Raw genomic sequence first — 23,410 nt, 5'->3', positions numbered from 1 at the left:
CGAGAATCGGTTGGGGAGGCTTTTTGTTGTTTTAGACTTCTACAACGGTAGGAAGTACGAGTGGTCGGAGTTGTGCTCGCTTCTGGATCATCTTTCGGATGGCATCTGCGGCAGTGTGTCTGACGCGGGTGGTGTCCTTGAGTTCGTCCTTGCTGAGGTCTCGGAGGGTATCTAGGAGGTGATCGTAGGCTAGGTCTAGGATTCCTTCTGGGCCGAAGAAGCCTCTTGCCTGGATCATGGGGTCTCCGGCGAGTTCACCGTTGGTCATATCGACCGGGATGGTGATGATGACGATGCCGTCGTTCGCTACGTTGTAGCGATCTCGAAGCACTTCATCCGTGACGCCTGGGGTGCCGCTGTTGTCCACGAGGACTTGGCCGCACTTAACCTTCTCGCCTTGGAACGCCTTGGTGTCGTCCATGATGAGGGGGACGCCGTCGACCATCTTGAACATGCGGTGCTCTGGGTAGCCCATTTCTCCGGCGATCTGCATGTAGAGATGCTGGTGCCTGGGTTCGCCGTGAACTGGAGCGATGTAGAAGGGTCGCGTCAAGTTGATCATCATCTTGAGCTCTTCCTGGTAGGCGTGGCCCGAGACGTGGATGGGGGTTGGGCTTTCGTAGATGACTTTGCAGCCCTGGTTAAACAGTCGGTTGATGGTTCGCCAGATCGCGCCTTCGTTGCCTGGGATGGGTCGGGCGGAGTAGATGAGGGTATCGCCCTCTTTGATCTGAAGTCGGCCGTAGGTGCCCTTGGACATCTGGACCAGTGCGCTCATGGGTTCACCCTGTGAGCCTGTGGTGAGGATGGCGACCTTGTTGTCTGGGTACTGTCGCATCTCGTCGAGCTTGATGCGTGTTCCGGGTGGGATCTTTACGTAGCCGAGTCGCTCGCAGGTGTCGAGGTTCTGCTCCATTCGTCGACCGACGACGGCAACCTTTCGACCGGTTTCTGCAGCGATTTCGTATAGCTGCTGCATTCGGTGGATGTTGCTGGCGAAGGTGGTGAGCAGGATTCGACCGTCGGCTTCTGCGAAGACTTTGCGGAGGCCTGCGCTGACGGCTTTCTCGCTGGGTCCCCATCCGACGCGCTCGACGTTGGTGGAGTCGCTGAGGAGGAGGATAACGCCTTCTTGTCCGAGTTCGCCAAAGCGGTTGATGTCGGCGAGTTTGCCATCGACTGGGGTGAAGTCGAATTTGAAGTCACCTGTGAAGAGGACGATTCCATGGGAGGTCCGGATGGCCATGGAGCAGTTCTCTGGGATGGAGTGGGTGACTCGGACAGGCTCTACTTCGAGTGCGCCGCACTTCATGCGGTCGCCGTGCTTGAAGACACGGACATCGATTCGATCTTTTGGCAGCTTCTCTTCGAGTTTGCTTCGAATGAGGGCAGCTGTAAATTCCGTGCAGTAGATCGGAACTTTGATTTGGGAGAGGAGATAAGGAAGTCCACCTACGTGGTCTTCGTGGGCGTGTGTTAGGAAGACGCCACGTACCTTATCTTTGTTTTCGACAAGATAGGTAAAGTCGGGCACGACAATGTCGACACCTAGCATCTCTTCGTTGGGAAAACTCAGTCCGCAGTCGATTACGACAATGTCGTCGCCCTCTCGTACTACCGAACAGTTCTTTCCAATTTCCCCAACGCCACCTAGGGCGATCACTTGAACCAAACTCATGAACCCTTAGGGTACCAGTTACCGTTCACCGCACCTGCTTGATTGGGCACCGATTGCTCCAGAACGACCTGTTTCTGTGTTGGTTTGTGCTCTTTGATGGCCTCGAGTGGTGTCTGGGACCTTTCGAGCGGTGGCTGCGGCATCAGTCAGAATAGGGACATGCATGCTCTGATCTTTGATTTCGATGGGTTAATTTTGGATACGGAGACCCCGGAGTACAAGATCTGGCGCGATGTTTTTACTGAGCACGGCGTGGAGATGCCTGATGGGTATTGGGCGAGTTTGATTGGTCGTGGGGCGGAGCAGGAAACGGAACGGCCTCCTAAGTTGCTTTCTCGGCTAACTGGATTGGATGCGGATGAGCATAGTCTCCGACGTGGGCCGCGGGCTCGCATTTTAGAGTTGATTCTTCTTGAGACTGTTCGGCCTGGTGTGATTGAGCTTTTGGATGAAGCGGATGCGGCTGGGGTTCCGGTGGCGGTGGCTTCGAGTTCTCGGCATGAGTGGGTGGATGTACATCTGACAAGGCTGGGTTTGCTGAGTCGGTTTCAGGCTGTTTTGTGCGCCGATGACGTTGCTCGCGCGAAGCCTTATCCTGATCTTTATCTGGCAGCTTGCGATGCTGTGGGTGTTGATCCAGCTCGGGCGATTGCGCTTGAAGATTCTCCGAACGGTGCGAAAGCGGCTCGTGCAGCGGGGCTTTATACTGTGGTGGTGCCGAACAGCGTGACGGAAGAGTTTGAATTTCCTGAGTCGGATTTGCGATTAGGCAGTTTATCGGACGTGTCGTTAGCTAAACTGCTGGATACTGCCTTTGGGACGCGAGCTTAAATGTCTGACTTTTTCAACCGAATCCGAGAGGTGTTACGCGAATGCCAGGACAGTGGCGACCTTATTGAGGTTTATCACGATCCGGAGTTTCCGGAGCGGTTCCATGTTGGGTTGGTAGAGAGCGTTAGCCACGACATCTTTTGCATCCGGAGTATTGGGAAGCACGGGGAGTTTGACGGGCGTCAGATTGGGCGTATTGAGGAAGTGATTCGGGTGGCGACTCGCAGCGAGTATTTGTCTGTGCTGCGGCTGTTGAATGAAGGGCAGCAGGTTTGGAACACAGCTCCAGCTGATCCTTCTGAATACTTCCCTCTCGACATGCAGAACACCCTTCGGTTTGCGAAAGACAAGCGGGCTGTGGTGAGCTTAATAGACAACGACCGTAGATCGATCACGGGGTTTGTGATCAACTACGGTCGCGAGTTTGTTGAGATCTGCGAGTTGCGGAGAGATGGTCTGGAAGACGGGGTTACCGTCATCAATATGGATGATGTGATTCGGATCGATGTAGGTGGGCAGACCGAGCAGACTCGCGCTTTCCTACATCGTGTGCGAATGGGGCTATAGTCCGTTGAGTCCGATGGGACTGCCTACGCCTGTGACGAAGTCCCAACCCACTTTGGTGGTGAACTTGCCTGCGCTGCCTTTCGAAATGTCTCGGAAGTTAACGCTGCCAAGACCTAAGGTGTAGATCCTGTTCAGTTCTGCCTCGGTTGAAGCTAGGTTGTGACCAGACAGATTACAGATGCCTGCGCAACATGGCGCTGAGAGGCTTGTTCCTCCGAATACCATCCAGCCGCTGCGTCCTCCTGCAGGTGTGCTGTCGTACACCGAGCAACCGGTGTATGGGTCTGCCACGAAGGAGATGTCCGGGCTGCCGCGCTTGGTTCCTACGGTTGCCTGAACGATGTTCTGTGCTGCGGGTCGAGCGTAGAAGACCGATGGGCCTCCTCCGCTGCCTGACCAGGCACTTTCACTCCAGAGTTTGCCTACTGAGTCGTACTTGAGCGAGCTGCCGCCCACGCCCACTACGAAGGGCGATGTGGCTGGGTAGGACTGGATACCTCCCGTATCACCCGCCGATGCGAAATAGACGACGCCTGGGGCTTTGAAATTTACATCGTAAGCGGACTGGTTGGACCACTCGTTAGAGCCGAAGCTCATGGATACCTGTGTCACACCGGGCAGGGTTCCTGCTTTCTTAACGGCTGCAAACATGTCGGCGAGGCTGGAGCTGGCGGCTTCTACTAGGTAGATCTTGGCGCCGGGTGCCATTGCGTGTGCCCACTCGATATCGAGGGCGGCTTCTTGGGACCAGTTGACGTCGGTCGCGGGCTTCTTGCCGTTTGCGTAGACCACTTGGAACACTTTGTTGGTCTGGAGGGTGGAATCGGTTGCGATCTCTTGTGGCAGACCAAACTGCTTTGCGAAGACGTTGAAGTCGTTTTGGGCTGTTGGGTAGTGGTAGGCGTCTACGATTGCGATGGCTCCCTTGCCACCCGTTGATGGGAGTTTGTATGCGGCCCGGATGTCTTCCGGATGATAACCCGCTGGGCCAGTTATCAAAGGTGATGGATTGAGAGACGCGAAAAGTGGCAGCGGCTCATAGATGGGACGGTCCATGGGATGTCCAATGTAGATGAGATGGTTGGTGTGTGCTGCTGGTGTAGAAAACCATGCCCGGGGCGCCGTGGCGCTTGGTGGGATGAAGATGTTGGGATCTTGGGCGAACGCGCCAGTGACTGACGAAGCAATTAGAAAAGCAAGTAGTGGTAAACGAGTCATCATCGAGTCAAGTCCTCTTCTGTATTGTCTAATTCCCAGATGAGGACTTGATGAAACAGGTGATTTCGCTAAATTGCTACTTGGCGGCCCAAATGAAGCCTCTGCGCATCAGTTCTCGAGGCACTTCAGCTTCCAAAACGTCGCAGTGATGACCCAGTGCGTTATAGAAAACGCGGCCTTTTCCGTAGCTCTTAGTCCATACAACTGGCATTTGACACGGGTTAGCTGTGTGAGGGCCATCGACACCTGGCATGGGGAAAGGCGTGGTGGCTAAAACGTTGTTACCTGGATCTGTATGCAGGTAGTACTGCTCGCTTACGACTTCGAAGTCTGGAAGACCTGCGGAGATTTCGTGGGGATTGTCTTTGCTGAAGATGACTGGGTACTTCACGCCGTCGTTGCCTGGGTGGGCTACCCACTGGCCGCCTGTCATGAATTGCCATTCGGTGTCTTCGCGGAAGGCGTCGCACATGCCGCCATGGCAGCCGGCGATCCCTACACCTAGCTCGGAGACGGCTTTGATGACGGGATCACGCTGTTCGGGCGTGATTTTCGACATGGTGTAGACAGGGACAAGAAGGCTCATAGAGTTGACCTTCTCGACGTCTGCGAAAGAATCGAGCGAGTTGCTGACTTCTACTTCGAAGCCTTCGGCGGTGAGGATTTCCTCAAAGAAATGGGCAACCTTGTCCGGCTCGTGACCGTCCCAACCACCCCATACGATTAGCGCTTTCCTATCTGCCATGGAGTCGCAAGGTTACCCACACGTTTCGACGATTCGAGCGGATTAGTCGATCTTGGGTACGTCGTTTTGGATCAGCTGCCCTGCGGTGGTTAGGTCTCGGAAGAAGCAGCTACGGTAGTTCTCGTGGCAAGCGGCACCTTCTTGCTCGATGAAGAGCACGAGGGTGTCTTTGTCGCAGTCCACTGCAATCCGTTTGACTTTTTGTGTGTGGCCGCTTGTGGCACCTTTGACCCAGAACTCCTGTCTGGATCGGCTCCAGTAGGTGGCTAGGCCGGTGTCGAGAGTCTGTTGGAGGGACTCTTTGTTCATGTAAGCCAGCATCAGAACCTCGCCGGTATGATGGTCTTGCGCGATTGCAGGGATCAGTCCGTCGGCACTATATTTGAGGTTATCAAGTTCGCTCACCCTTTGAAGGTACCTGGAACCGGCTGTTCTTAACCAAGGGAAAACCTGTCATCCTTTTGAGTTGCTGGTGAACAAGAACAAGGCTTTCTCGACAATTCTCTTCGTTGCGTCTCTTCCTTTGATCGGGTGGTGGATGACGGGGCTACTGGACCTGGACGAAGGGTTTTATGGCGCTATTGTGTCGGAAATGAACCGGCGGGGTGAGTGGATCACGCCCTACTTTAATGGCCAGCCATGGTTTGAGAAGCCGATTCTGCTCTACTGGATTGCCAAGCCGTGTGTTGCTCTGTTTGGCGAGACGCTTGGGCCGAGGTTACCCAGTGTGTTGGCGAATGTCGCCTTGTATGCGTTGGTGTATTGGTTCGTTCATAAGCGGTTCAACGCGATTGCGGCACGGATTTCTACGCTGATCTTGGGAAGCAGTCTCTTGGTATTGGGGGCGGGGCGCATGATGTTGACCGACCCATTGCTGGTGCTGTGTTTCACGGGCGCGATGTTTACCTTCTGGGAGTCGCTTCATGGAGACAAGCGCATGCGGCTTCTTACGGCAGCTTGTTTGGGGCTGGGTGTTCTCTGTAAGGGCCCGGTTGCTTGTTTGCTCTTCGTGCCGATTGCTGGGTGGACGTTTTACCGAGAGAAAGAGCTGCGGAAGGAGTTTTCTGGTCAGTGGCTGCTGGGCACTGTGATTCTGGCGCTGGTGGTTTGCAGTTGGTATGTCCCTGCTTACTTGGCGAATGGGCAGCTGTTTGTTCAGAAGTTTTTGATTGAACAGAACATTGGGCGGTTTACTGGTGGGGACCAGGCGCATACGCTTGGGGGCATTGGGAGTCTGTTTCTTTACATCCCAATTCTGTTGTTGGGCATGATTCCCTGGCCGTATGCTCTGCCGGCGGCGTGGCGGTTGCGGACGGACAGTTCCACCATGCGGTTCCTGTGGGCTTGGGCGATCACGGTGTTCTTGTTCTTTAGCATCAGCGGAGCGAAGCTTCCTCACTACATCTTGCCTTGCTTCCCTCCACTTGCGATTCTGGCTGGGGTGCGGATTGCGCAGGTGAAGCCCAAGATGGAGCAGTTTGCCATTGGAATGTGTGTATTCATGGCGTTCTTTGCCAATGCTGTTTTTCTGGTTTGGTATGGACTGAGTGGGCAGCGGGAGGCGCATATGCTTGCCCGCGTGGTTCGGAGTCAGCATCCTCCAATGGTTGTGATGTATCAGATCGGACGTAGGAACGCGGACCGTGGGACTGGCAAGTTGAAGATCCAGGAAACGAGCTTGCCCTCGATGCTGTTTTATCTGAATAGCACAGCGACCGATGCCGAGACGCTTGCCGATTTGGTCAAGTGTCCTTCGGGAAGCATGGTGTTTACGCGTGAGGATCGGATCTCGGACTTGGATAAGGCTCAACTTTTGAAGCAAGGTGTGCAGCTACAGGAAGTCATTCGCACGAGACCTGCTGAAAACTATCGATTGTTCTTACTCAAACGCTGATAAATGCCCTAGAATAGGCCGTAATGAGCACTGGGCCGCTAGCGAACCTATCGCAGATTGTTAACGCACGCAGTAAGAGGATTAGTAGTTACGATCGCTCGGGAGGGAATGCCGATTACATTCGCATTCCTAAGGGCGAGACCGTTGAGATTGCGGAGATCCACGGTGCTGGCGTTGTCAAGCATATCTGGGTAACTCTCTCCAGTGGCGATCCTCTGGTTCGGCGCAACCTTGTTCTTCGTGCTTATTGGGATGGACAGAAGCATCCATCTATTGAGAGTCCTATCGGTGATTTCTTTGGTCAGGGGTGGGGCAAGAAGTACAACTTTATCTCGCTGCCACTGGCTGCTGCGCCTAAAGATGGGAACGCGCTTGTTTGCTATTTCCCAATGCCGTTTGGAAAGGGGGCTTCCTTTACGATTGAGAATCAGGGCAGTTGCGATGTCGATGCTTTCTACTACTACATCGATTACGAAGAGCACGAGGCTATTTCGGAAGAGCAGGGGCGGTTTCATGCTCAGTACCGGCAGGAGTTGACGAAGCCGGAGAGCGACAGTGGCGATGTTGAGAACGAGTGGAGTGTGTTGGGTCCTACAGCCAACAACCCTTCCGACCAGGACAACTATGTGTTCTGTGAGGTGCTTGGACATGGGCACTATGTGGGGGTCAACTACTACATTAACTCTCCCACGCCTATTTGGTATGGCGAGGGGGATGATATGTTCATGGTGGATGGCGAGGGTTGGCCGGGGAGTGCGCATGGCACTGGCACCGAGGACTACTTTAACCAGAGTTGGAGTCCAGATGAACATTATTGCCATCCCTACTTTGGCACTGCGTATGCTCCGGGGCGTGGGAACGATGATCCGAGGTTTGGTTGGCTGGGCCAGACTCACGTGTACCGATTTCATCTGGATGATCCGATTCGGTTTACCAAGTCTTTGCGTGCCTCGATTGAGCACGGGCATGCTAACTGTTTGACTTTGGACTTGGCTAGCGTTGCTTATTGGTATCAGACTCTTCCGAGCAAGCGGTTTGATCCTCTGCCTTCCGCAGAGGAGAGAGCACCTCGGGCGCCGGTCGGCGTTGTGGACATTCATCGGCAGCGGGACTCTTGGCGCAAACAGATGGGGCCGGGCAAACGATGGGGTAACGAGTCGGACAGTTGAGCGTCTGAGTTTGCAAGTACCAGCCCGTAAGCCCTAGAATTTTCTTACCTCTGCTCAAGAATGGGAACTAGAGGCATATACTCATGCGAATTCCCAACGGAGGATTTGTATTGAGTCTTTTACTTACGAGTGCACTTTCGATTCTGATGGGGCCATCTATGCCGGCCCGGACACCAGACCTGACCGAACCAAGGCTGCTTCGGATGCCCACTATTCATGGAGACACGATTGTGTTCACCTATGCTGGTGATCTTTGGGAATCCAAGATCGCACCTGGCTCCCCTGCTAAGCGCCTGACTAGTTTCCCCGACATTGAGGCCCGTGCAAAGATCTCGCCTGACGGGACGATGATTGCTTTCACGGCTTCTTATGACGGCAATCCTGACGTTTACGTGATGCCGATTGAGGGCGGTGAACCCAAGCGACTGACGTTTGAGCCGCAGAGCGACCTTGTGGTGAACTGGACGCCAGACAACAAGATTGCTTACGTTTCGAACTTTGGAAGCAACGCGCAGCGAGCCCTGCGGCTTTGGATTGTGGATCCGAAGGGTGGTTTGCCCAAGCCGACTCCGATTCGAGACATTTACGAAGGATCGTTCTCGGCTGACGGGAATACGCTGGCATATAGCCGTTCGCCGTCTTATCGATTCAACTGGCGACACTATCGTGGTGGAACTCAGGGTCGCGTGAGCCTTTATAACTTCGCGACGAACACGTACAGTGAACTCCCTGCTGGCCGAGACCAGAACCATTTCCCGATGTATGTTGGGAAGTCGATCTATTTCATCAGCGATCGCAAGTACGGTGTTTTGAACCTGTTCAAGCACGACGGCGCTACCGGGAAGGATGAACAGCTCACTGACTTTAAGGATGCTGACATTCGGTATCCGAGCACCGATGGCAAGTCGATCGTTTACGAACGGGATGGATTCCTGTATCGGTTCGACGTTGCCACTAAGAAGATTGAGAAGCTCTCACCTAAGATAGTGGGAGAGAATCTTGCAGCTCGGCCTCGGTTACGGTCGTTGGCTAACCAGATTACGGGCTTAACGCTCTCGCCTAGCGGAACGCGCATGGCTGTTGAAGCTCGCGGTGAGATCTTTAGTGTTCCTGCGAAGCAGGGCGACACTCGCAACATTACCCAGACCCCTGGTGTGCGTGAGCAGGCTCCAAGTTGGTCGCCCGATGGAAAGTCGATTGCTTACGTGAGCGACGTGAATGGTGACCCTCAGCTTTATGTGCAGCCTCAGCAAGGCGGAAAAGCGGAGCAGCTCACAACGACGGCGATTCCCGACGTCACCATGGTGCTTTGGGCGCCTGATAGCAAGAAGATCTTGCTTGTGAACCGAGTCGGTAAGGCCCAGCTTGTAGATGTTGCGGCCAAGACTGCCAAGCTGATCAATGACTCGACGGTGACCGGTTCTGCAAACGGCATCGATTGGTCGCCCGATAGCAAGTGGATCTCCATGATCTTGCCTGGGAAGAATCAGCTTGGTGCGCTTCACTTATATGAAGTCTCAACTGGAAAGCTTACGAAGGTGACGGAAGGCTACTACAACGATGTAGATGCCACGTTTGACTTGAATGGCAAGTTCTTGTATCTCCTTTCTGAGCGGACATTTGAGCAGGTGCCTGCGAGTGATGGTGGATTCGTGATGAGTGTTCAGGATGCTCAGCGGGTCTATGTAATTCCCCTTAGTAAAGACACTCCGAATCCTTTTGTGAAGGACAGTGATGAGGAGGCTTTGGGTGCGCCAGACAAGCCTAAGGACGCGAAGAAGGACAGCACCGCCGGCAAAATTGACTTTGAAGGATTTGCAGAGCGTGCGATGCCTCTTCCTTGGCCAGCGTCCACTTATCGTGGCGTGTTGGGTACGAACAACGGCGTATTGCTGATGGGCCCGACAGGTGTGCAGAAGTTTGATCTGGACAGCAAGCAGAGCGAACAGATCTTCAGCGGCCCGGTGGGCGGGCTTGTATTCAACGCAAACCGAACTAAGATGGCGTTCTTGGTGGGTAGTCAGTTACACGTCTCGGACGTTCGACCCGGTGTGACTCCCGGTCCTGGCCGCGTGGATACCAGCGGCGTCGAAGCTGTGATTGATCCTCGTGCTGAGTGGAAGCAGATCTTCTGGGATGTGTGGCGCTACGAGCGGGACAACTTCTATGACCCTGGCATGGTTGGGCTTAATTGGTACGCCATTGGCAAGCAGTACGAGGCTTACCTCCCGTTTGTAAACCACCGAGCGGACCTCAATGAGATTCTTGGGCTTATGATTGGTGAGTTGGGCACGGGCCACGCTTATATCATGGCTCCGGGCGACTACGGCATGAGCGGTACCCCCATCCCTACTGGCTTGTTGGGTGCCGATTACGAGGCAGACGAAAAGGGTGTCAAGTTCAAGAAGATCTACCGAGGTCAGAACTTTGATGAGTCTCGACGCAGCCCCCTCGGCGAGCCTGGCATCAATGTGAAGGAAGGCGATTACCTGGTGGCGATTGATGGTAAGCGGCTTGATGCCAACACCAATCCGTCGTCGTTGCTGGTGAACCGCGCCGGCAAGACCGTGACCATTACCGTGAACAGCCGCAATGACATGGTGGACGCTCGCACTTACCGAGTGAAGACTGTGGGCGATGAGACGGCCATGCGATACGCGGAGTGGGTTGAGCACAACCGGGCACTTGTTGAGAAGCTCTCGGGTGGCAAGATCGGCTACGTGCATGTTCCCAATACGGGCCAGGAGGGCGCCAACGAGTTTGCTCGTGGTTTCCGGGCGATGGTTGGCAAGGATGCACTGATTGTTGATGAGCGAGATAACGGAGGCGGAAATCTTCCGACCTACTTTATCGAGCGGCTTCTTCGAAAGAACCTGACGTACGTTCAGCCTCGTGGTGGCGTGGATTCGTCGGACTCTGAGGCTGTTCCTGGCCCTAAGGTGATGTTGATCAACCAGAACGCTGGTTCTGGCGGCGACATGTTCCCTTACCTGTTCCGACAGGCAGGGGTTGGAATGCTGATTGGCAAGCGAACCTGGGGCGGTCTCGTCGGTATTGCGGGTGCTCATCCGTTGATTGATGGCGGCGGTGTTACCGCACCGGAGTTCAGCATTTATGATCCCGCGACAAACGAGATTGTGGCTGAGAACCAAGGCGTTGACCCAGACATCGACATCGACAACCGACCAGATCAGGTGATCAAGGGGCAGGATGCCCAGCTTGAAAAGGCGATTGAAGTGCTTCTAGAGCAGATCAAGAAGTTGCCAGCCAAGCCGGTTCGGAAGACCATTCCGAAGGTCGGCGAGAAGGCACGCATCAAGCCTTGATGGCTTGAATCTTTCTTGGGGTGCACAGTTGTGCGCCCCATACTCATGAAGTCTTTCAGAGGATTGTCATCTTAACAGCATTGAAGGCTGTTGCATCCGGGTGCCGCGTGAGGAGAATCAACTCTCTCCAAACGCTGACGCAGCTCCCCATTTGATATCCTCATGCGCACTCCGTTCCTGGCTCTGCGCCAAAGAACGGAAAGTAGGAATGTGGCTCACACCTCGGGTTGGGGTGTGAGCTTTGTCCAAGTACACTCCGGGCATGTCTGAGTTGAGCCATGTGGATGTCGATGGGACGGTGAAGATGGTGGACGTGGGGGATAAGGCGGTTACCTCGCGGGTTGCCCGTGCTCGTGGGTTTCTTCGGGCTACTCCTGCTCATTTGGATGCTCTGGCTAATTTGCCGAAGGGTGACGCGCTTACTGTTGCCAAGATCGCTGGGATTCAGGGTGGGAAGCGTACTTCTGAACTGATTCCTCTGTGCCATTCCATCAGCTTGAGCCACTTGGATGTTCAGATCTTTATTGAGGAGACTGGACTTCAGATTGAGGCGATTGCCCGGACCGAAGCTCCTACTGGAGTTGAGATGGAGGCTTATACGGCGGTTGTCGTGGCGGGGATCACTCTGATTGACATGCTGAAGGCCGTGGGTCCTGATCTTACGCTGACTGATGTTCAGCTCGTTGAGAAGACGGGAGGCAAGAAAGATTGGCATCGGTAGTCGGCATCCTTACCGTGAGTGATTCGCGGTCGGAACAGACGGATTTGTCTGGTCCAGCGATTCGCGAGGCGTTGTTAGCTCACGGGTACACGGAGTTTCATGCGTTGATCGTTCCTGATGAGATGGAGCCGATTCAGCAGGGGATTTTACGGCTGTGCGAGATGTGCGATCTGGTCTTCACGACGGGTGGGACGGGGTTTTCGCCGAGGGATGTGACTCCGGAGGCGACGGTTCCTCTTTTGGAGAAGCGGGCGGACAGCTTGTGCGAGCTGATGCGGCTAAAGGGCCTAGAGCACACGGCATTTAGCCATTTGAGCCGAGCGGTGGCGGGTGTGCGGGGTACAACTTTGATCGTGAACCTTCCCGGTTCACCTAAGGCGGTTCGACAAGGCATTGACGCCATCTCGCACCTGCTGGAACCTATCCTCACGAATATCCAAAGCGGCCAATGCCCGGCCGGATCCGACGCATGTTAATCGAAACCCACTGTCACGTTCACGACCCTAAAGCTTTTCCGAACCTCGAATCTGAGCTGAAACTCGCCACCGAATATGGTGTTGGGAAGCTGATTGTGGTGGGTGTGAACCCGAGCGATTGGGGACGGGCGGTTGCGGTGGCCGAGGCGCATGACCCTGTGTTTGCTGTTGTCGGATGGCATCCGAACTACACCGCGGACTACGACCCTGCGAGTCTGGGCACCCTTCGCGAGCTGATGGCGCATCCCAAGGTTTGTGCTTTGGGTGAGATCGGGTTGGACTATCACTGGGACTACTCGCCTCGCACGACGCAGTTTGAGGCGTTGCGGGACCAGCTAGATCTTGCTGCGGAGCTTGAGAAGCCCGTGGTGTTTCATGCCCGTGAGGCGTATTCTGACCTTCTGGACGTGTTGGAGCGACGTCCGGGCCACCCTTACCTGCTGCACTGTTTTGCGGGGGATAAGGAAGAAGCTGAGCGGGCGGTTGCCCTGGGTTGCTACTTTGGAGTAGATGGGCCGGTGAGTTACAAGAGTGCCAGCGAATTACGCGATGTGATTCGCACGATTCCAACGGATCGGCTGGTTATTGAAACTGACAGCCCTTATATGACGCCCGTGCCTTACCGGGGCAAGCCGAATCGTCCGGCATACGTGAAGCACGTGGCTGAGGCGCTCGCTGAGACTCTTGGGATGAGTTTTGGGGATGTCGCCGCCCTCACGACAGCGAACGCCGAACGGTTTTTCGGAATTTAGCTGTTTGGGTTGCCGTTATCCGGTGTCTTAGGCTCTTCGTCACCTGGAGTGGAGGCCGGATCGGCTGGCGGGCTGTCTGGCTCGGTTGGCGGGGCGGCCATGTCCTCAGACGGCTTTGCTTTCTTGCGCTTGGAGCGAGCCCTGCGTGGTGTTGGTTTGGGCGTGTCTTCTTCTTCCTGTGTAACTGCCGCAGGCTTCTCGGTTTCTTCAGAACGTCGGACACCGACTTTGACCGTGGGTTCTCCAGCGGGAACCTGCGTGGAGCTTACAGTAACGCTTGGCTCTTGATGTGCTGAGGTGGTTGTGGGGGCCGACGACGACGACTTGCTCTTATCTGCCGTCTGTGAATGCTTCTTGGCATTCTGCCCGAGGACAGGTCCCACAACAAAGTAGCCGAGTGAGGCCACTGCGACTGGCAAAACCAGCCACTTCGCGAATATTCCAAGTGGTGTCAACCTTGAGCCCATCTCCTCTAGTTTAGCTTACGGTAACCTCGGTCCTAAGACATGCCAAGCGAAGTGTTTGAAGACAGCCTCGATATCACCATCGGTCTCATCGAGGCCGTCCTACCCGAATCAGGCAGTCCTAGCCTCCCTTTTCCTGTTCTTACGCCGAGAAGTGACACTGATATTCGTTCTTTTGGCGTGGTTTTGCTGGAAAACGCGTATCTTCGCGTGACTGTGGTTCCTGGGCTGGGCGGTCGGATCCTCAGTATCTTTGATAAGCGCACAAATTGCGAGATTCTTCCTTCTCCCACACATCTTCAGCCTTTGAGTGGCTCACGACGGGGCGCGTTTCTACCGCACGGAGTTCAGTTGAGGACCGATGGCGAGGACCGGCTAAACTCGTTGGGCTATATCGACTATCAGCTTGTGGAAGCCCCGGAGGAAGAGGACCCGGCGGGTGTTTGGATTGGAGAGTGCGCTTCGGGAACTTCCATTAGCTTTCATTTGCTGATTGAGTTGCCTGCGGAGAGTGCGGAGATTCGGTTGGAGGCTCGGGTGTTTAACCGTAGCTTGCAGCCTGCGATTTACGATGGCGGTCTGAGCCTGTTTGTGGATGGCGACAGCTCGGGTGGGTCCTGGGCTTATTCCTCTGCGAGGGACGCGGGGCTTGCTGTTTTATCTGAAGACTTGGGTTTTGGGTTCGTTGAATCGGGTCGGTTGTTGTGTAAACGATTTGCTCAGCCTAAGCAGATGGCGCCTCGGCAGCTTGATACTTGGCGGGCCACCTTGGTGCCTCTGTCCGGCTTGGGTTCGGTTGGGGCGGTTTCCGAACATGGAGCGATGAGTTTTGGCGATGGGACGCTGCGGGTTCAGGCTGTGTCGCCTCAGCTTGGGGGCAAGGTGATCCTGTTGACGGCGGATGGGCAGTCATTGGAAGCTCCTGTTGATCTTTATCCAGAGGTGGTGTCGGAGATTCCGCTGCCGATGACGCCGAAGGCCGTGGTTTGGATGAACGCTCATAAGGATGAGTTGCTTCGGTATGAGTTGGGTGCCGAGATTTTGCCCTTGTCTGAGTTTGTTTTAGAGCCTCTTGAGACTCCTGCGGTTGTTCCGTTATCGTTCAGCAGCACGCGTAAGGAGTTGCTGGCCGCCACTATTGATGTTTCGTTGCGAGGATTGGCTCATGCTCTGCTGGGGTACCAGGCGTTGGCCCGTGGGGATGCTCGGTCGGCGGATGCGTGTTTTGAGCAGTCGTTGTTGTACAACGCTGAAGATCATCTCGTTTGGTGGGCCAAGGCGATTGCTCAGCGGATGTTTAGTGAGGCGGATGGGGAGCGGGCTGAGCTGCTGAATGCACACTATTTGGCGCCTCTGGAGCCTGCTTTGCGAGCGGAAGGGTTCCTTAGTCAGCAGCAGACCATGGGCAAGGAGCCGAACCCACTGTTGAAGTCGTTAGAGGATCGCCCCGAGAACTTTGTGGAGGTTGCCTGTCTGTTGGTTGAGGCGCGGCTGTTTGCCGAGGCGACCCGCTGGATTGATGAATCGCTACGCCACTTGGACTTGGCGATGCTGCGGTATTTGCAGGCTTATTGCTACCTCACTGGTAGCCGCATGGAGGTTGAGGCTGCCGAGCAGGTTGCGGCTGCGAGTCGGTTGGCGTTTGAAGCCCCGCTTCCGTATCGGGCGATTGAGCGGGAGGCGCTGCGGGTTCTGGTGGAGAGGTTCCCGAGTGATGAGCGAATAAAATTGCTGCTACAAATAGTGAATCGACTATGAGTAAGCCTACGTCATTATTTTTTTAATAATACGAGAGGTCAACAATGTCATTCTCCCAAGATATCGCTGTTGAAGCACTAGTTAAATGCAGTCGCAGGTGCTGCATATGCCACAAATTCTGCGGTACAAAGATGGAACTTCATCACATCCTTCCTAAGGAATCCGGTGGAGAAGATACACTCGATAACTGTATTCCGCTTTGCTTCGATTGCCATGCAGAAGTTGGACACTACAATACAAAACACCCTAAAGGTAAAAGGTTCTCATCGGATGAGTTGAAACTTCATCGTAACTCTTGGTTTAAAAAAACTCAAGCAAGAGACAATTTAACGCAACCAGAATTTCTTGAAGAGGATAAGCGAGTTTTTATATTGCTGTCGTTCGATGGTCTCCTTGATGAATCAATGGAGTATATCAGACATCAAAATTACGCGACTGGCTATTTGAAACAAATGCACGCCACCCTTGATCGGTTTGCAATGGACTCTCTTTCTCCTTACAAGGAGTTTTTCTGCACAGAGTTAGAGGAAGCCAAAGCCGACTTACGATCCAACATTTCAGATTTTCTGGATCAAGTAGGAGCGCATTCATTCCCCTGTCTTCACCATTCAGGAAATGGAGAGCGAGAAACCTACTCAGAGGAGACACTAATAGCTTACCCTGACCTATCAAAAGAGATTGATAAAATGAATGAACTCTCAGAAACTGTTTGGATTTCTTACTACAACTACGTACGCACAGCGAGACTAAACTCTATTGCCCTCTAGCATTGACTATTTATTCATAGTATGTTGCAGTGAAGATACACTCCATACTTATCGTTGCCGTCTATCACCGAAATAAGCTAACGAATATCTGTGTTTAGCCATCAATCAAAGGCGAGTCCTTAGTTTCTGGGGCGAAGGGGAGGGCTAGGAGGCCTAGTAGGTAGAGGCTTCCGCTTAGGAGGATTCCACTCGTTACGGAGCCTCCGAAGTGTTTGATGACGGTTCCGATTAGGAGTGGGATTGGGATGGTTACTAGGCGTCCCACGTTGTACGCGAGGCCTGCGCCTGTTGCTCGGATTGAGCTGGGGAACAGCTCTGGGAAGTAGAGCACAAAGGCTCCCGAGACTCCGATGGCGAAGAAGTTGACGAAGGGGAGCAGGAGGATTAGGCGCTGGAAGGACGCGCCGCCGGAGATGGCGAGCACCACCGTAATGGGCGCGGCTAGGAAGAAGAGTCCGATGGTTCTTCGTCGGCCGAGCTTCTCGCAGAGCATGGGGACGAGGAGAACGCCTGCCAGCGTGCCGAGATGGCTGATGAGGGCCACTTTGCTGGTTCGTTCATCGACCACTGCTTTGGCCAGACCCGCGCTGGCCTCTTTGACGAGGTTGGGTTGCCAGTAGACCGCTGTGCCCGCACCGGCAACTCCTACGGCCCCGATCACCATGGCTACCAACACGCGGCGACGCCAGACCGGGTTTCCGAACAGCTCTGACAAAGGGGCTTTGTGGGGAGTCTGTTTGTGGGCTGGTTCGTGGACTTTGGATCTTACGAAGACGCAGATCAGTGCGGGAGCGATACCTACGAGGAAAAGCCACTGCCACGGTTGGCCACGAAGGCCAAGGTTGACCAGGGCAACAATCATCGGGCCGAATGCGGCGGCGGTTTGCAGGAGAGCCGCGGCACCTGCTCTGGCCTCGTTGGGGAAGGTTTCGGCGACTAGCGCAGCGCCAGCGGCCCATTCTCCTCCGATTCCTAGGGCAGTTAGGAATCGGACGAGGGCCACTTGTTCAGGAGTTTTGCAGAGCGCGGTGAGACCGGTGAAGCCGGCATAGAGAAGCACGGTCAGGACGAGCGTTTTGGTACGGCCCCAGCGGTCGGCGAGCATGCCGAAGATCAGCCCTCCGACTGCCCAACCCAGCAGGAATACAGCTTGGATACGACCTTCTATGACGGCACCGTTGCTTTTGTAGGAGGCTGCACCCATCATTTCCGTGAGCATGGGCACTTTTGCAAAGTTGAAAAGCGCTGTATCCGCGATATCAAAGACCCATCCTAACCAGGCGATGGCCAAGATCGTCCATTGCTTTGCCGTCAATCCTCGCGTCCATGCAAGCATGAAGGCATCGTACCTTTGCTATCCTCTTATACGATGCCTGATCGTTTCCCGCTGATCTACCGAATGGCTCGCGACCTGTTTCGTATCTTCTACTTCCCTTTCAAGGGCGGTTTGCGCGCGTATGGGATGGATCGTGTTCCGAAGGAAGGAGGGGTGATTGTTGCCCCAGTCCATATGAGTCACATGGATCCACCTGCGATGGCGGCGACTTTACGTCATCGCCGCTTGCGTGCGATGGCGAAGGAAGAGCTTTTTCGAAACAAGATTTTCGGTGCGACCATCGCAGGCATTGGCGCCTTCCCTGTCAAGCGCGGTGAAGGAGATACCGAGTCGATCCGGCTCTGTATCCAGATATTGCAGGCGGGTGAGGCGGTCATCATCTTCCCTGAGGGCACACGTAATGACGGCGAAACGATGCTTCCTCTTAGTCAGGGTGTGGCGATGTTGGCTCGAAAGGCCAATGTGCCGGTGGTTCCGGTTGGGATTGCGGGCACCCAATTTGTGATGCCTCAGGGAAAGAAGAAGTCGCAGAAGCACTTGACGCAGGTGATCTATGGCGAACCTTTCCGTTATGAGGACGTGGCGAAGGGTGCGAACGAGAAGGAGAATCGCAAGCTTTTCTTGGAAGAGCTAGAACGGCGCATTTTGGCGCTTTGTGCAGAGGCTGGCGTGCCGCTTAAAAGCGCAGCGACACGTTCATCCCAAACAGAATATCGTTCGAGCGGCTCATCATCCGAAGTCCCACCGTCGGAATAGGGCGGAACTCGATTCCGGCCATGAGCCGTTTGCCGTTGTGGTCGGCCATCATTCGGAACTCCTTGCTGAATGGCAGTGAGAGCCCAAGCAGTCCGCCTCCGCCTGTCCCAAAGAACACACCCAGGGTGATGTCGGCGTAGTTTTCGCCATTGAGGGTGTTGACTGGCTCGCGGAAGGTGCCGCAGAAGAAGGCACGACGTCCGTCCGGGGTTTGGTTTGAGACATCGGTCACTCCAGCAGCAAAGCCGGGGGTGATACCCGGGATGGCGCTGATGATGTTGTAGGTGACATCGCCCCCTCCGAAAACGGTTTGGCCACGGAGTTGCTCTCTTCTCAGGCCGATCTCAAAGCTGTGGTTCAGATTGAACTCTGCGTAGCTAAGTTCAGTGCGACCACTGCCCGCTTCTACGTCGTACTCGATCTTGAGAATGCCTTGTGGGAGCTTTCGTGCGGTCGGGATGCTCATGAGCCGCTCGGCCGAACAGTTAGCCGCTGTTGCGACCAGTATGAAAAGGATTAGATTCCGCACTTGTCCGAAGATACCCGGGACACTAACCCTTTAGGGGGTACAGGATAAATTCTCTGCGAGTAGATTCGAAGCTAGAGCACTCTTCAGCGAAGCTTTCCCGTATTTGTTCCAGGGGGCTTTGGCGTTCGATTGCTATGCGAAGCCATTGGTTTCCTGCGAGGATGTCGAAGGGGAGTTTTTCATATTCGTACTCGTAGGGCGGCTGTTTCCAGGCGAATTGCCCTTCGTACAATCTGTGCGCGATTTGCAGGATCGCGACGTAGGTGAGTACTGGCTCGAAGGCTCTTCTGTCTGTCACGTGGAGAAAGCAGCCCTCGCAGAGTTCGCCCGCGAACTTGTTGAATGTGGGCTGGAACTGGATGGGGCGGAAGTATGCCCCGGGCAGATTGAGGGCATTGAGGCTGGTTGCATACTGCCAGCCGTCTACGTAGGGTGCTCCGAAGATCTCGAACGGGCGGGTGGTACCTCTTCCCTCGCTCAGGTTGGTCGCTTCTAAGAGGCAACCTCCTGGGTAGACCACAGCTGTGTCTACGGTGGGCATGTTGGGACTCGGCATCGACCAGGTGGCATCCAGCTCATCTAGGTATTTCGTGCGGTCCCAACCTTCTACGGGCACGATGGAGAGTTCGCAGTCGGGATAGAACTTTGACTGGATGTATTGGGCGACTTCGGCGATGGTGAGGCCGTGGCGTGACGGCAATGGGTGCAGGCCCACGAAGCTGGCGTAGGCTGGGTTGAGTACGGTTCCTTCGACTTGGAGACCACCGATTGGGTTGGGGCGGTCGAGCACTAGCACGGGAATGCCTAGTCGTTGGCACGCTTTCATGCAAAGGCTGAGGGTCCAGATGAAGGTGTAGTAGCGGGCTCCTACATCGGGTAGGTCGACGAGAAGTAGATCGATGCCGTTCAGCATTGAGTCGGTTGGCTCGCGGTGGTTGCCGTAGAGCGAGTAGATGTGAAGGCCGGTGCGAGGATCGAGATGACCTTCCCACTCGATCATGTTGTCTTGTGTGTGTCCGAAGAGGCCATGCTGCGGGCCGAAGACGGCTTGGATATTGAGCGTGCCACTTTGGTGCAAGGGGAGCAGGAGGTCGATGATGTGTTCGAATGTCCTGGAGAGCGAAGCTTGGTTGCAAAGCACTCCTAAGTTGAAACCTCGGAGGCGCGAAAAACCTTCGCTGTGCAATCGATCCAAGCCTGTGGATACACCCATGGGTCCATCGTACCGTTAGAAACAATCACAAATTCTCTTCGATTTGTCACGAGAATTGTCACAGACGGATCTCACCATCACGATGGCAGGCGCTGCATGTCAGTGACACGGTTCGTGCCTTAAGGAGAGATTTTTGAATATCTATCGCACCTCGATTGGCTTGTGTGCTTTGAGCATGCTGGCCCTGTTCTCGCAATCGATCATCGGCTGCGCTGGGGACAAAACGTACTCAGCAAGTGCAGGATGTGGCGGAGTCCTAGCTGGATCCAAGCTGAGCGTACAGTATCCGTCTCGTTCACGAGACATTGTGAATTCCCCGCTTTCAAGCGCTCGCTCAGGTCAGGTTGTGATCTCTGGCGCTGCTATTGGTGGTGGAAACATTACTGTGCCGTTCGAACGAGATGCGACCAAGCTTGAAGCCCACCTTGAAAGCTACTCGCTTCCTAACATCAAGACCGGGACCTATCCGACGACGATCACTTTCTATGCTGATGCTCATCAGGGTGGTGCGGTGGTAGGGACGGCAACCGCCTCGGATGTGGTGGATTGCAATGGACAGTCTGTGAAGTCGATCGTGTTGAGTGCAGTCGTCAAAACGGTTACCGTGCCTTCTCAGGTGGTTTCTGCTAGCGGTGGAACCAAGCAGCTGACCTTCAGCGCCCTGGATGGTGCCGGGGCTCTGGTTGCGGTGAGTGCTGGCTCAGCAACGTTCTCGGCAACTGGGACTGCTGCGACAGTAACACCTGATGGAGTGCTAACGCCCGTCTCCGCTGGGACTGTTCAGGTCGTTGCAACTGTTGATGGGGTGGCGAGTTCTACGGCCACTATTACCGTAACGAACGACACACTTCCTCACTACCACATTTACCAAATTGATCCCCTTCCAGGAACTGGCAGTGTGTCAGTTGCAGGGATGAATGCTCTAGGACAAGTTGTTGGCAACTGCCCAATCAGTAGCACCAACCAGCTCGCCTTCACATGGATTTTGGGTGTGGGAACCGTGCAGATCCCAGGCAGTTTGGGAATGGGAATTGACGACGACGGAAACATTACCACTGAGAACATCAATGCATCTGGCGGCTGGATTAGCTCTACTTTCTTCCCGGGAGGAAACGTCAATGCTGGGATTTCGTACACGGGAGGAATTGAACCTACCGTGTTCTTTGGTAAGGGAGAAGCAGCCACTGCGAACGTCTACTGGGCGTCTCCAAGCGCTGAACCCGTAACCCTTGCAGCCCCGGCTGGTGCGAACTTCTACCGCGTGGCAGCTGGCAATCGTAACGGCTCTCTTGTAGGTTTTGCTTCGACAAGTAGTTCTCAGCTCGGTGTGTATTGGCCGACAGGACGCTCGGCGCCTGTAAGCCTGCAAGGAGGTGGGGGCAGTCCGACAGCCATTAGCAGTGATGGACGAATTGTTGGCACAGCTCCTGGAGGCTCAAGGGGGATGTATTACTGGCCCGATAGCAGCTCGAGCCCGACCACCGTCACGTTCCCTGACACGACGTTGATACCGTTTGGTGTGAATAATCGAGGATGGTTTGTTGGTAACGCGCAAAGTGGCGAGTCCCAGTATGCATTTGTAGGCAGTGCATCCACAGGGCCAGTGGATCTCACCACCTTGACGGACACGGCTAGCAAGGGTTGGATCTTGTATAGCGCAAGAGCGATCAATGATGGTGGCTCCATCGTCGGGGAGGGTAGGGCACCCTCTGGGCAGCCATGCGCCTTTGTTGCTGTTCCTGCAGGTTAAGTCGTAAGGCCTAGCGAATCACTTTGGTGTATCAATCTTATGGAACCGAGATGACACACCTCACCACCAGCTATATCTCGGAAGCGCGAAGCTAGCTCTTAGCAGGTTCGCGCTTCCATCCAACAACGGGAGCGCGGCGAGGTTGGAGAGTCGCACCAGACTGTAAATCTGGCGCCGATGGCTAAGTGGGTTCGAATCCCTCCGCTCCCGCCATCTTAAGAAACGCTGGCCTATTGGCGCTGAAGAAGGCTCGGTCGGTTGCCTCTACATCAGGCAGAGCTTGCTCCACTTTCATTTTCCCGGCGTTGGTGAGCGCTAGCACGATGGCTCGACTGTCGGTCGGGTGAGGTTTGCGGGCCACAAAGCCTTTTTCTTCCAGTGATCGGATTACTTGGCTGGTCATCATTGGATCGGTGCCTGCCTGGTCGGCAAGAGCTTTCTGGGTGATCGGTGAGTCTGAGTGGGTCTCTAGCCAGCCAACGCAGGCGAGCAACACAAACTGCACGTGGGTGATTTGGTGTGGTTGAAGAGCCTTTCGGATTTCCCGCTGCCAGCTATTGCTGAGTTGCCAGAGCAGGAGTCCCGGACTGTGCTCTGGCTGTTGAAACTCGGTTATTTGATCCCAATTGACAGACATAGTTGTTCCGTGAGCATTCTCTTGGCAATCTTCTCGAAGTCCTCCTGGGGAATTTCGAGAAAGCCGAATCGGAAGGGGGCACCCCAATGGCGCTTGTCCTTGATAAAGGATAGCTCCGGGACCATACCCAAGACGTCCAACTCCTCACAGTGTTTGAAGTTGATGTCTCGTCGATATGGGGTGAAACCGTTACCCATGTCGTGCAGATAGGGATCTACGGGCTGGACTTCTCCAATTGCTGTGAACCGTTGGCAGAGCTGCCTCTCTCCATACTCCTCTTTGCTGGAGTAGTAGATGATCCAGTCGCCAGGCCGCATTCTCTTGAGTGGGCTTGCTTTGCCATGACAGAGTTGGCAAAAGCCTCCCTCAACTCCTTTTTGGACGTGGTCTCTGGAGGCGACTCCGATCCAGTATCTCATTGCTCGTTCAACCTCGAGACTCGTACACGGTGGTCATCTGGATCGAGCGCAACGAATGTGCGGCCGAACTCTTGATCGATCGGTTCGTGGAGCAGATTGATACCAAGCTCAGTCCATTGCCGATAGAGGTCGTCTACCTCTTCGCAGACGAGGGAGATTTCCGTAGCTCCTGGTGCGGTCAGGACTTGAGACTCGTTTTTGTCCCAGAGACTGATTTCTGGGCCATTGGGGAGATTGAACTGAACGAATGTGGCCGATGCGTAGGTGGGCTGTATGTTGAAGACTTTGCTATAGAACTTCGCGCTCTCGGACGGAGAGCTGACCATCAGGATAAACGCGTTGAAAGCGATTGTTTTCATATGCGCACATATTATCTTATTTTCATAAGTGCGCATATGTTTTCT

At 54.6% G+C, this 23,410-nt stretch carries 23 protein-coding genes and 1 tRNA gene; 13 read left to right on the top strand and 11 right to left on the bottom strand.

What is annotated here, in order from left to right:
• Window positions 1–31: 31 nt before the first annotated feature.
• A complete protein-coding gene (locus ACZ51B_RS14920) occupies window positions 32–1,678 on the bottom strand; it encodes a ribonuclease J (protein ID WP_464294131.1) in 1,647 nt (548 codons plus the stop codon).
• A 159-nt stretch (window positions 1,679–1,837) separates the two neighbouring features.
• Between ACZ51B_RS14920 and ACZ51B_RS14915 the strand changes: the two genes are divergently transcribed.
• Together ACZ51B_RS14915 and ACZ51B_RS14910 are read left to right on the top strand one after the other, a co-directional pair.
• Complete coding sequence (locus ACZ51B_RS14915) at window positions 1,838–2,509, top strand: HAD family hydrolase (RefSeq protein WP_464294130.1); 672 nt, start codon at window positions 1,838–1,840, stop codon at window positions 2,507–2,509.
• Window positions 2,510–3,076, top strand: coding sequence for a hypothetical protein (locus ACZ51B_RS14910; RefSeq protein WP_464294129.1), 567 nt, complete (start codon window positions 2,510–2,512; stop codon window positions 3,074–3,076). It begins immediately after the preceding gene.
• Here ACZ51B_RS14910 and ACZ51B_RS14905 read toward each other — a convergent pair.
• The 3 genes from ACZ51B_RS14905 to hisI all read right to left on the bottom strand — a co-directional run bounded on the left by ACZ51B_RS14905 (window position 3,071) and on the right by hisI (window position 5,444).
• Window positions 3,071–4,297 (bottom strand): S53 family peptidase, encoded by a 1,227-nt coding sequence (locus ACZ51B_RS14905; RefSeq protein ID WP_464294128.1) that lies wholly within the window; start codon window positions 4,295–4,297, stop codon window positions 3,071–3,073. The two genes, ACZ51B_RS14910 and ACZ51B_RS14905, sit on opposite strands and share 6 nt — an antisense overlap.
• Before the next feature lie 73 nt (window positions 4,298–4,370).
• Complete coding sequence (locus ACZ51B_RS14900; RefSeq protein WP_464294127.1) at window positions 4,371–5,039, bottom strand: ThuA domain-containing protein; 669 nt, start codon at window positions 5,037–5,039, stop codon at window positions 4,371–4,373.
• A gap of 42 nt (window positions 5,040–5,081) precedes the next feature.
• Window positions 5,082–5,444: a phosphoribosyl-AMP cyclohydrolase gene (gene hisI, locus ACZ51B_RS14895; protein WP_464294126.1), complete on the bottom strand. Its 363-nt coding sequence runs from the start codon at window positions 5,442–5,444 to the stop codon at window positions 5,082–5,084.
• A gap of 67 nt (window positions 5,445–5,511) precedes the next feature.
• On the opposite strand from hisI, the gene ACZ51B_RS14890 reads away from it, so the two are divergent.
• The 6 genes from ACZ51B_RS14890 to ACZ51B_RS14865 all read left to right on the top strand — a co-directional run bounded on the left by ACZ51B_RS14890 (window position 5,512) and on the right by ACZ51B_RS14865 (window position 13,377).
• Window positions 5,512–6,933 (top strand): ArnT family glycosyltransferase, encoded by a 1,422-nt coding sequence (locus ACZ51B_RS14890; protein WP_464294125.1) that lies wholly within the window; start codon window positions 5,512–5,514, stop codon window positions 6,931–6,933.
• 23 nt (window positions 6,934–6,956) lie between these two features.
• Complete coding sequence (locus ACZ51B_RS14885; protein ID WP_464294124.1) at window positions 6,957–8,102, top strand: glycoside hydrolase family 172 protein; 1,146 nt, start codon at window positions 6,957–6,959, stop codon at window positions 8,100–8,102.
• A gap of 83 nt (window positions 8,103–8,185) precedes the next feature.
• Complete coding sequence (locus tag ACZ51B_RS14880; RefSeq protein ID WP_464294123.1) at window positions 8,186–11,428, top strand: S41 family peptidase; 3,243 nt, start codon at window positions 8,186–8,188, stop codon at window positions 11,426–11,428.
• 262 nt (window positions 11,429–11,690) lie between these two features.
• Window positions 11,691–12,149, top strand: a complete 459-nt coding sequence (gene moaC, locus ACZ51B_RS14875; protein WP_464294122.1) for a cyclic pyranopterin monophosphate synthase MoaC — start codon at window positions 11,691–11,693, stop codon at window positions 12,147–12,149.
• Complete coding sequence (locus ACZ51B_RS14870; protein ID WP_464294121.1) at window positions 12,137–12,625, top strand: MogA/MoaB family molybdenum cofactor biosynthesis protein; 489 nt, start codon at window positions 12,137–12,139, stop codon at window positions 12,623–12,625. The genes moaC and ACZ51B_RS14870 overlap by 13 nt, the downstream gene beginning before the upstream one ends.
• Window positions 12,619–13,377, top strand: coding sequence for a TatD family hydrolase (locus ACZ51B_RS14865; RefSeq protein WP_464294120.1), 759 nt, complete (start codon window positions 12,619–12,621; stop codon window positions 13,375–13,377). The genes ACZ51B_RS14870 and ACZ51B_RS14865 overlap by 7 nt, the downstream gene beginning before the upstream one ends.
• Here ACZ51B_RS14865 and ACZ51B_RS14860 read toward each other — a convergent pair.
• Window positions 13,374–13,844 (bottom strand): hypothetical protein, encoded by a 471-nt coding sequence (locus ACZ51B_RS14860; protein WP_464294119.1) that lies wholly within the window; start codon window positions 13,842–13,844, stop codon window positions 13,374–13,376. The genes ACZ51B_RS14865 and ACZ51B_RS14860 overlap by 4 nt on opposite strands.
• Window positions 13,845–13,883: 39 nt before the next feature.
• Here ACZ51B_RS14860 and ACZ51B_RS14855 point away from each other — a divergent pair, with 39 nt between their 5' ends.
• Window positions 13,884–15,599: a hypothetical protein gene (locus ACZ51B_RS14855; RefSeq protein WP_464294118.1), complete on the top strand. Its 1,716-nt coding sequence runs from the start codon at window positions 13,884–13,886 to the stop codon at window positions 15,597–15,599.
• A gap of 44 nt (window positions 15,600–15,643) precedes the next feature.
• Window positions 15,644–16,366 carry an HNH endonuclease gene (locus tag ACZ51B_RS14850; RefSeq protein ID WP_464294117.1) on the top strand — a complete coding sequence of 241 codons (723 nt, stop codon included), beginning with the start codon at window positions 15,644–15,646 and terminating at the stop codon, window positions 16,364–16,366.
• A gap of 94 nt (window positions 16,367–16,460) precedes the next feature.
• On the opposite strand, the gene ACZ51B_RS14845 is transcribed toward ACZ51B_RS14850, so the two are convergent.
• The gene (locus ACZ51B_RS14845) at window positions 16,461–17,702 is read right to left on the bottom strand and encodes an MFS transporter (protein ID WP_464294116.1); all 1,242 of its coding nucleotides are present in this window, start codon (window positions 17,700–17,702) and stop codon (window positions 16,461–16,463) included.
• Window positions 17,703–17,735: 33 nt separating this feature from the next.
• Between ACZ51B_RS14845 and ACZ51B_RS14840 the strand changes: the two genes are divergently transcribed.
• Window positions 17,736–18,458 (top strand): lysophospholipid acyltransferase family protein, encoded by a 723-nt coding sequence (locus tag ACZ51B_RS14840; RefSeq protein ID WP_464294115.1) that lies wholly within the window; start codon window positions 17,736–17,738, stop codon window positions 18,456–18,458.
• Here the strand turns inward: ACZ51B_RS14840 and ACZ51B_RS14835 are convergent.
• Both ACZ51B_RS14835 and ACZ51B_RS14830 read right to left on the bottom strand, forming a co-directional pair.
• Window positions 18,379–18,924 carry a hypothetical protein gene (locus ACZ51B_RS14835; RefSeq protein WP_464294114.1) on the bottom strand — a complete coding sequence of 182 codons (546 nt, stop codon included), beginning with the start codon at window positions 18,922–18,924 and terminating at the stop codon, window positions 18,379–18,381. The two genes, ACZ51B_RS14840 and ACZ51B_RS14835, sit on opposite strands and share 80 nt — an antisense overlap.
• Window positions 18,925–19,009: 85 nt before the next feature.
• Window positions 19,010–20,200 (bottom strand): exo-beta-N-acetylmuramidase NamZ family protein, encoded by a 1,191-nt coding sequence (locus ACZ51B_RS14830; protein ID WP_464294113.1) that lies wholly within the window; start codon window positions 20,198–20,200, stop codon window positions 19,010–19,012.
• A 133-nt stretch (window positions 20,201–20,333) separates the two neighbouring features.
• Between ACZ51B_RS14830 and ACZ51B_RS14825 the strand changes: the two genes are divergently transcribed.
• Complete coding sequence (locus tag ACZ51B_RS14825) at window positions 20,334–21,950, top strand: hypothetical protein (protein ID WP_464294112.1); 1,617 nt, start codon at window positions 20,334–20,336, stop codon at window positions 21,948–21,950.
• Between the two features lie 127 nt (window positions 21,951–22,077).
• Window positions 22,078–22,163 (top strand) — tRNA-Tyr (locus tag ACZ51B_RS14820).
• Here the strand turns inward: ACZ51B_RS14820 and ACZ51B_RS14815 are convergent.
• From ACZ51B_RS14815 to ACZ51B_RS14805, 3 genes are read right to left on the bottom strand one after another with little or no spacing between them, the layout of a single operon-like run.
• Window positions 22,132–22,587, bottom strand: a complete 456-nt coding sequence (locus tag ACZ51B_RS14815; protein ID WP_464294111.1) for a MarR family winged helix-turn-helix transcriptional regulator — start codon at window positions 22,585–22,587, stop codon at window positions 22,132–22,134. The two genes, ACZ51B_RS14820 and ACZ51B_RS14815, sit on opposite strands and share 32 nt — an antisense overlap.
• The gene (locus ACZ51B_RS14810; RefSeq protein ID WP_464294110.1) at window positions 22,563–23,006 is read right to left on the bottom strand and encodes an EVE domain-containing protein; all 444 of its coding nucleotides are present in this window, start codon (window positions 23,004–23,006) and stop codon (window positions 22,563–22,565) included. Before ACZ51B_RS14810 ends, ACZ51B_RS14815 begins: the two co-directional genes overlap by 25 nt.
• Entirely contained in the window at window positions 23,003–23,365 is a 363-nt protein-coding gene (locus ACZ51B_RS14805; protein WP_464294109.1) for a VOC family protein, read from the bottom strand. The genes ACZ51B_RS14810 and ACZ51B_RS14805 overlap by 4 nt, the downstream gene beginning before the upstream one ends.
• Between the last annotated feature and the right edge of the window lie 45 nt (window positions 23,366–23,410).

The organism is Fimbriimonas sp. LA-C6, from assembly GCF_055398105.1.
Note: the sequence above shows the minus strand (reverse complement) of the source record. Positions and strands in the feature narration are given on the sequence as shown.

Bases quoted from the DNA above. Each gene is read 5' to 3' on its own strand.
- ACZ51B_RS14915 (WP_464294130.1), top strand. From the start codon at position 1,838: ATGCATGCTCTGATCTTTGATTTCGATGGGTTAATTTTGGATACGGAG.
- ACZ51B_RS14830 (WP_464294113.1), bottom strand. From the start codon at position 20,200: ATGGGTGTATCCACAGGCTTGGATCGATTGCACAGCGAAGGTTTTTCG.
- ACZ51B_RS14845 (WP_464294116.1), bottom strand. From the start codon at position 17,702: ATGCTTGCATGGACGCGAGGATTGACGGCAAAGCAATGGACGATCTTG.
- ACZ51B_RS14910 (WP_464294129.1), top strand. From the start codon at position 2,510: ATGTCTGACTTTTTCAACCGAATCCGAGAGGTGTTACGCGAATGCCAG.
- ACZ51B_RS14905 (WP_464294128.1), bottom strand. From the start codon at position 4,297: ATGATGACTCGTTTACCACTACTTGCTTTTCTAATTGCTTCGTCAGTC.
- ACZ51B_RS14805 (WP_464294109.1), bottom strand. From the start codon at position 23,365: ATGAAAACAATCGCTTTCAACGCGTTTATCCTGATGGTCAGCTCTCCG.
- moaC (WP_464294122.1), top strand. From the start codon at position 11,691: ATGTCTGAGTTGAGCCATGTGGATGTCGATGGGACGGTGAAGATGGTG.
- ACZ51B_RS14860 (WP_464294119.1), bottom strand. From the start codon at position 13,844: ATGGGCTCAAGGTTGACACCACTTGGAATATTCGCGAAGTGGCTGGTT.
- ACZ51B_RS14810 (WP_464294110.1), bottom strand. From the start codon at position 23,006: ATGAGATACTGGATCGGAGTCGCCTCCAGAGACCACGTCCAAAAAGGA.
- ACZ51B_RS14885 (WP_464294124.1), top strand. From the start codon at position 6,957: ATGAGCACTGGGCCGCTAGCGAACCTATCGCAGATTGTTAACGCACGC.
- ACZ51B_RS14840 (WP_464294115.1), top strand. From the start codon at position 17,736: ATGCCTGATCGTTTCCCGCTGATCTACCGAATGGCTCGCGACCTGTTT.
- ACZ51B_RS14835 (WP_464294114.1), bottom strand. From the start codon at position 18,924: ATGAGCATCCCGACCGCACGAAAGCTCCCACAAGGCATTCTCAAGATC.
- ACZ51B_RS14850 (WP_464294117.1), top strand. From the start codon at position 15,644: ATGTCATTCTCCCAAGATATCGCTGTTGAAGCACTAGTTAAATGCAGT.
- ACZ51B_RS14865 (WP_464294120.1), top strand. From the start codon at position 12,619: ATGTTAATCGAAACCCACTGTCACGTTCACGACCCTAAAGCTTTTCCG.
- ACZ51B_RS14815 (WP_464294111.1), bottom strand. From the start codon at position 22,587: ATGTCTGTCAATTGGGATCAAATAACCGAGTTTCAACAGCCAGAGCAC.
- ACZ51B_RS14900 (WP_464294127.1), bottom strand. From the start codon at position 5,039: ATGGCAGATAGGAAAGCGCTAATCGTATGGGGTGGTTGGGACGGTCAC.
- ACZ51B_RS14855 (WP_464294118.1), top strand. From the start codon at position 13,884: ATGCCAAGCGAAGTGTTTGAAGACAGCCTCGATATCACCATCGGTCTC.
- ACZ51B_RS14920 (WP_464294131.1), bottom strand. From the start codon at position 1,678: ATGAGTTTGGTTCAAGTGATCGCCCTAGGTGGCGTTGGGGAAATTGGA.
- ACZ51B_RS14880 (WP_464294123.1), top strand. From the start codon at position 8,186: ATGCGAATTCCCAACGGAGGATTTGTATTGAGTCTTTTACTTACGAGT.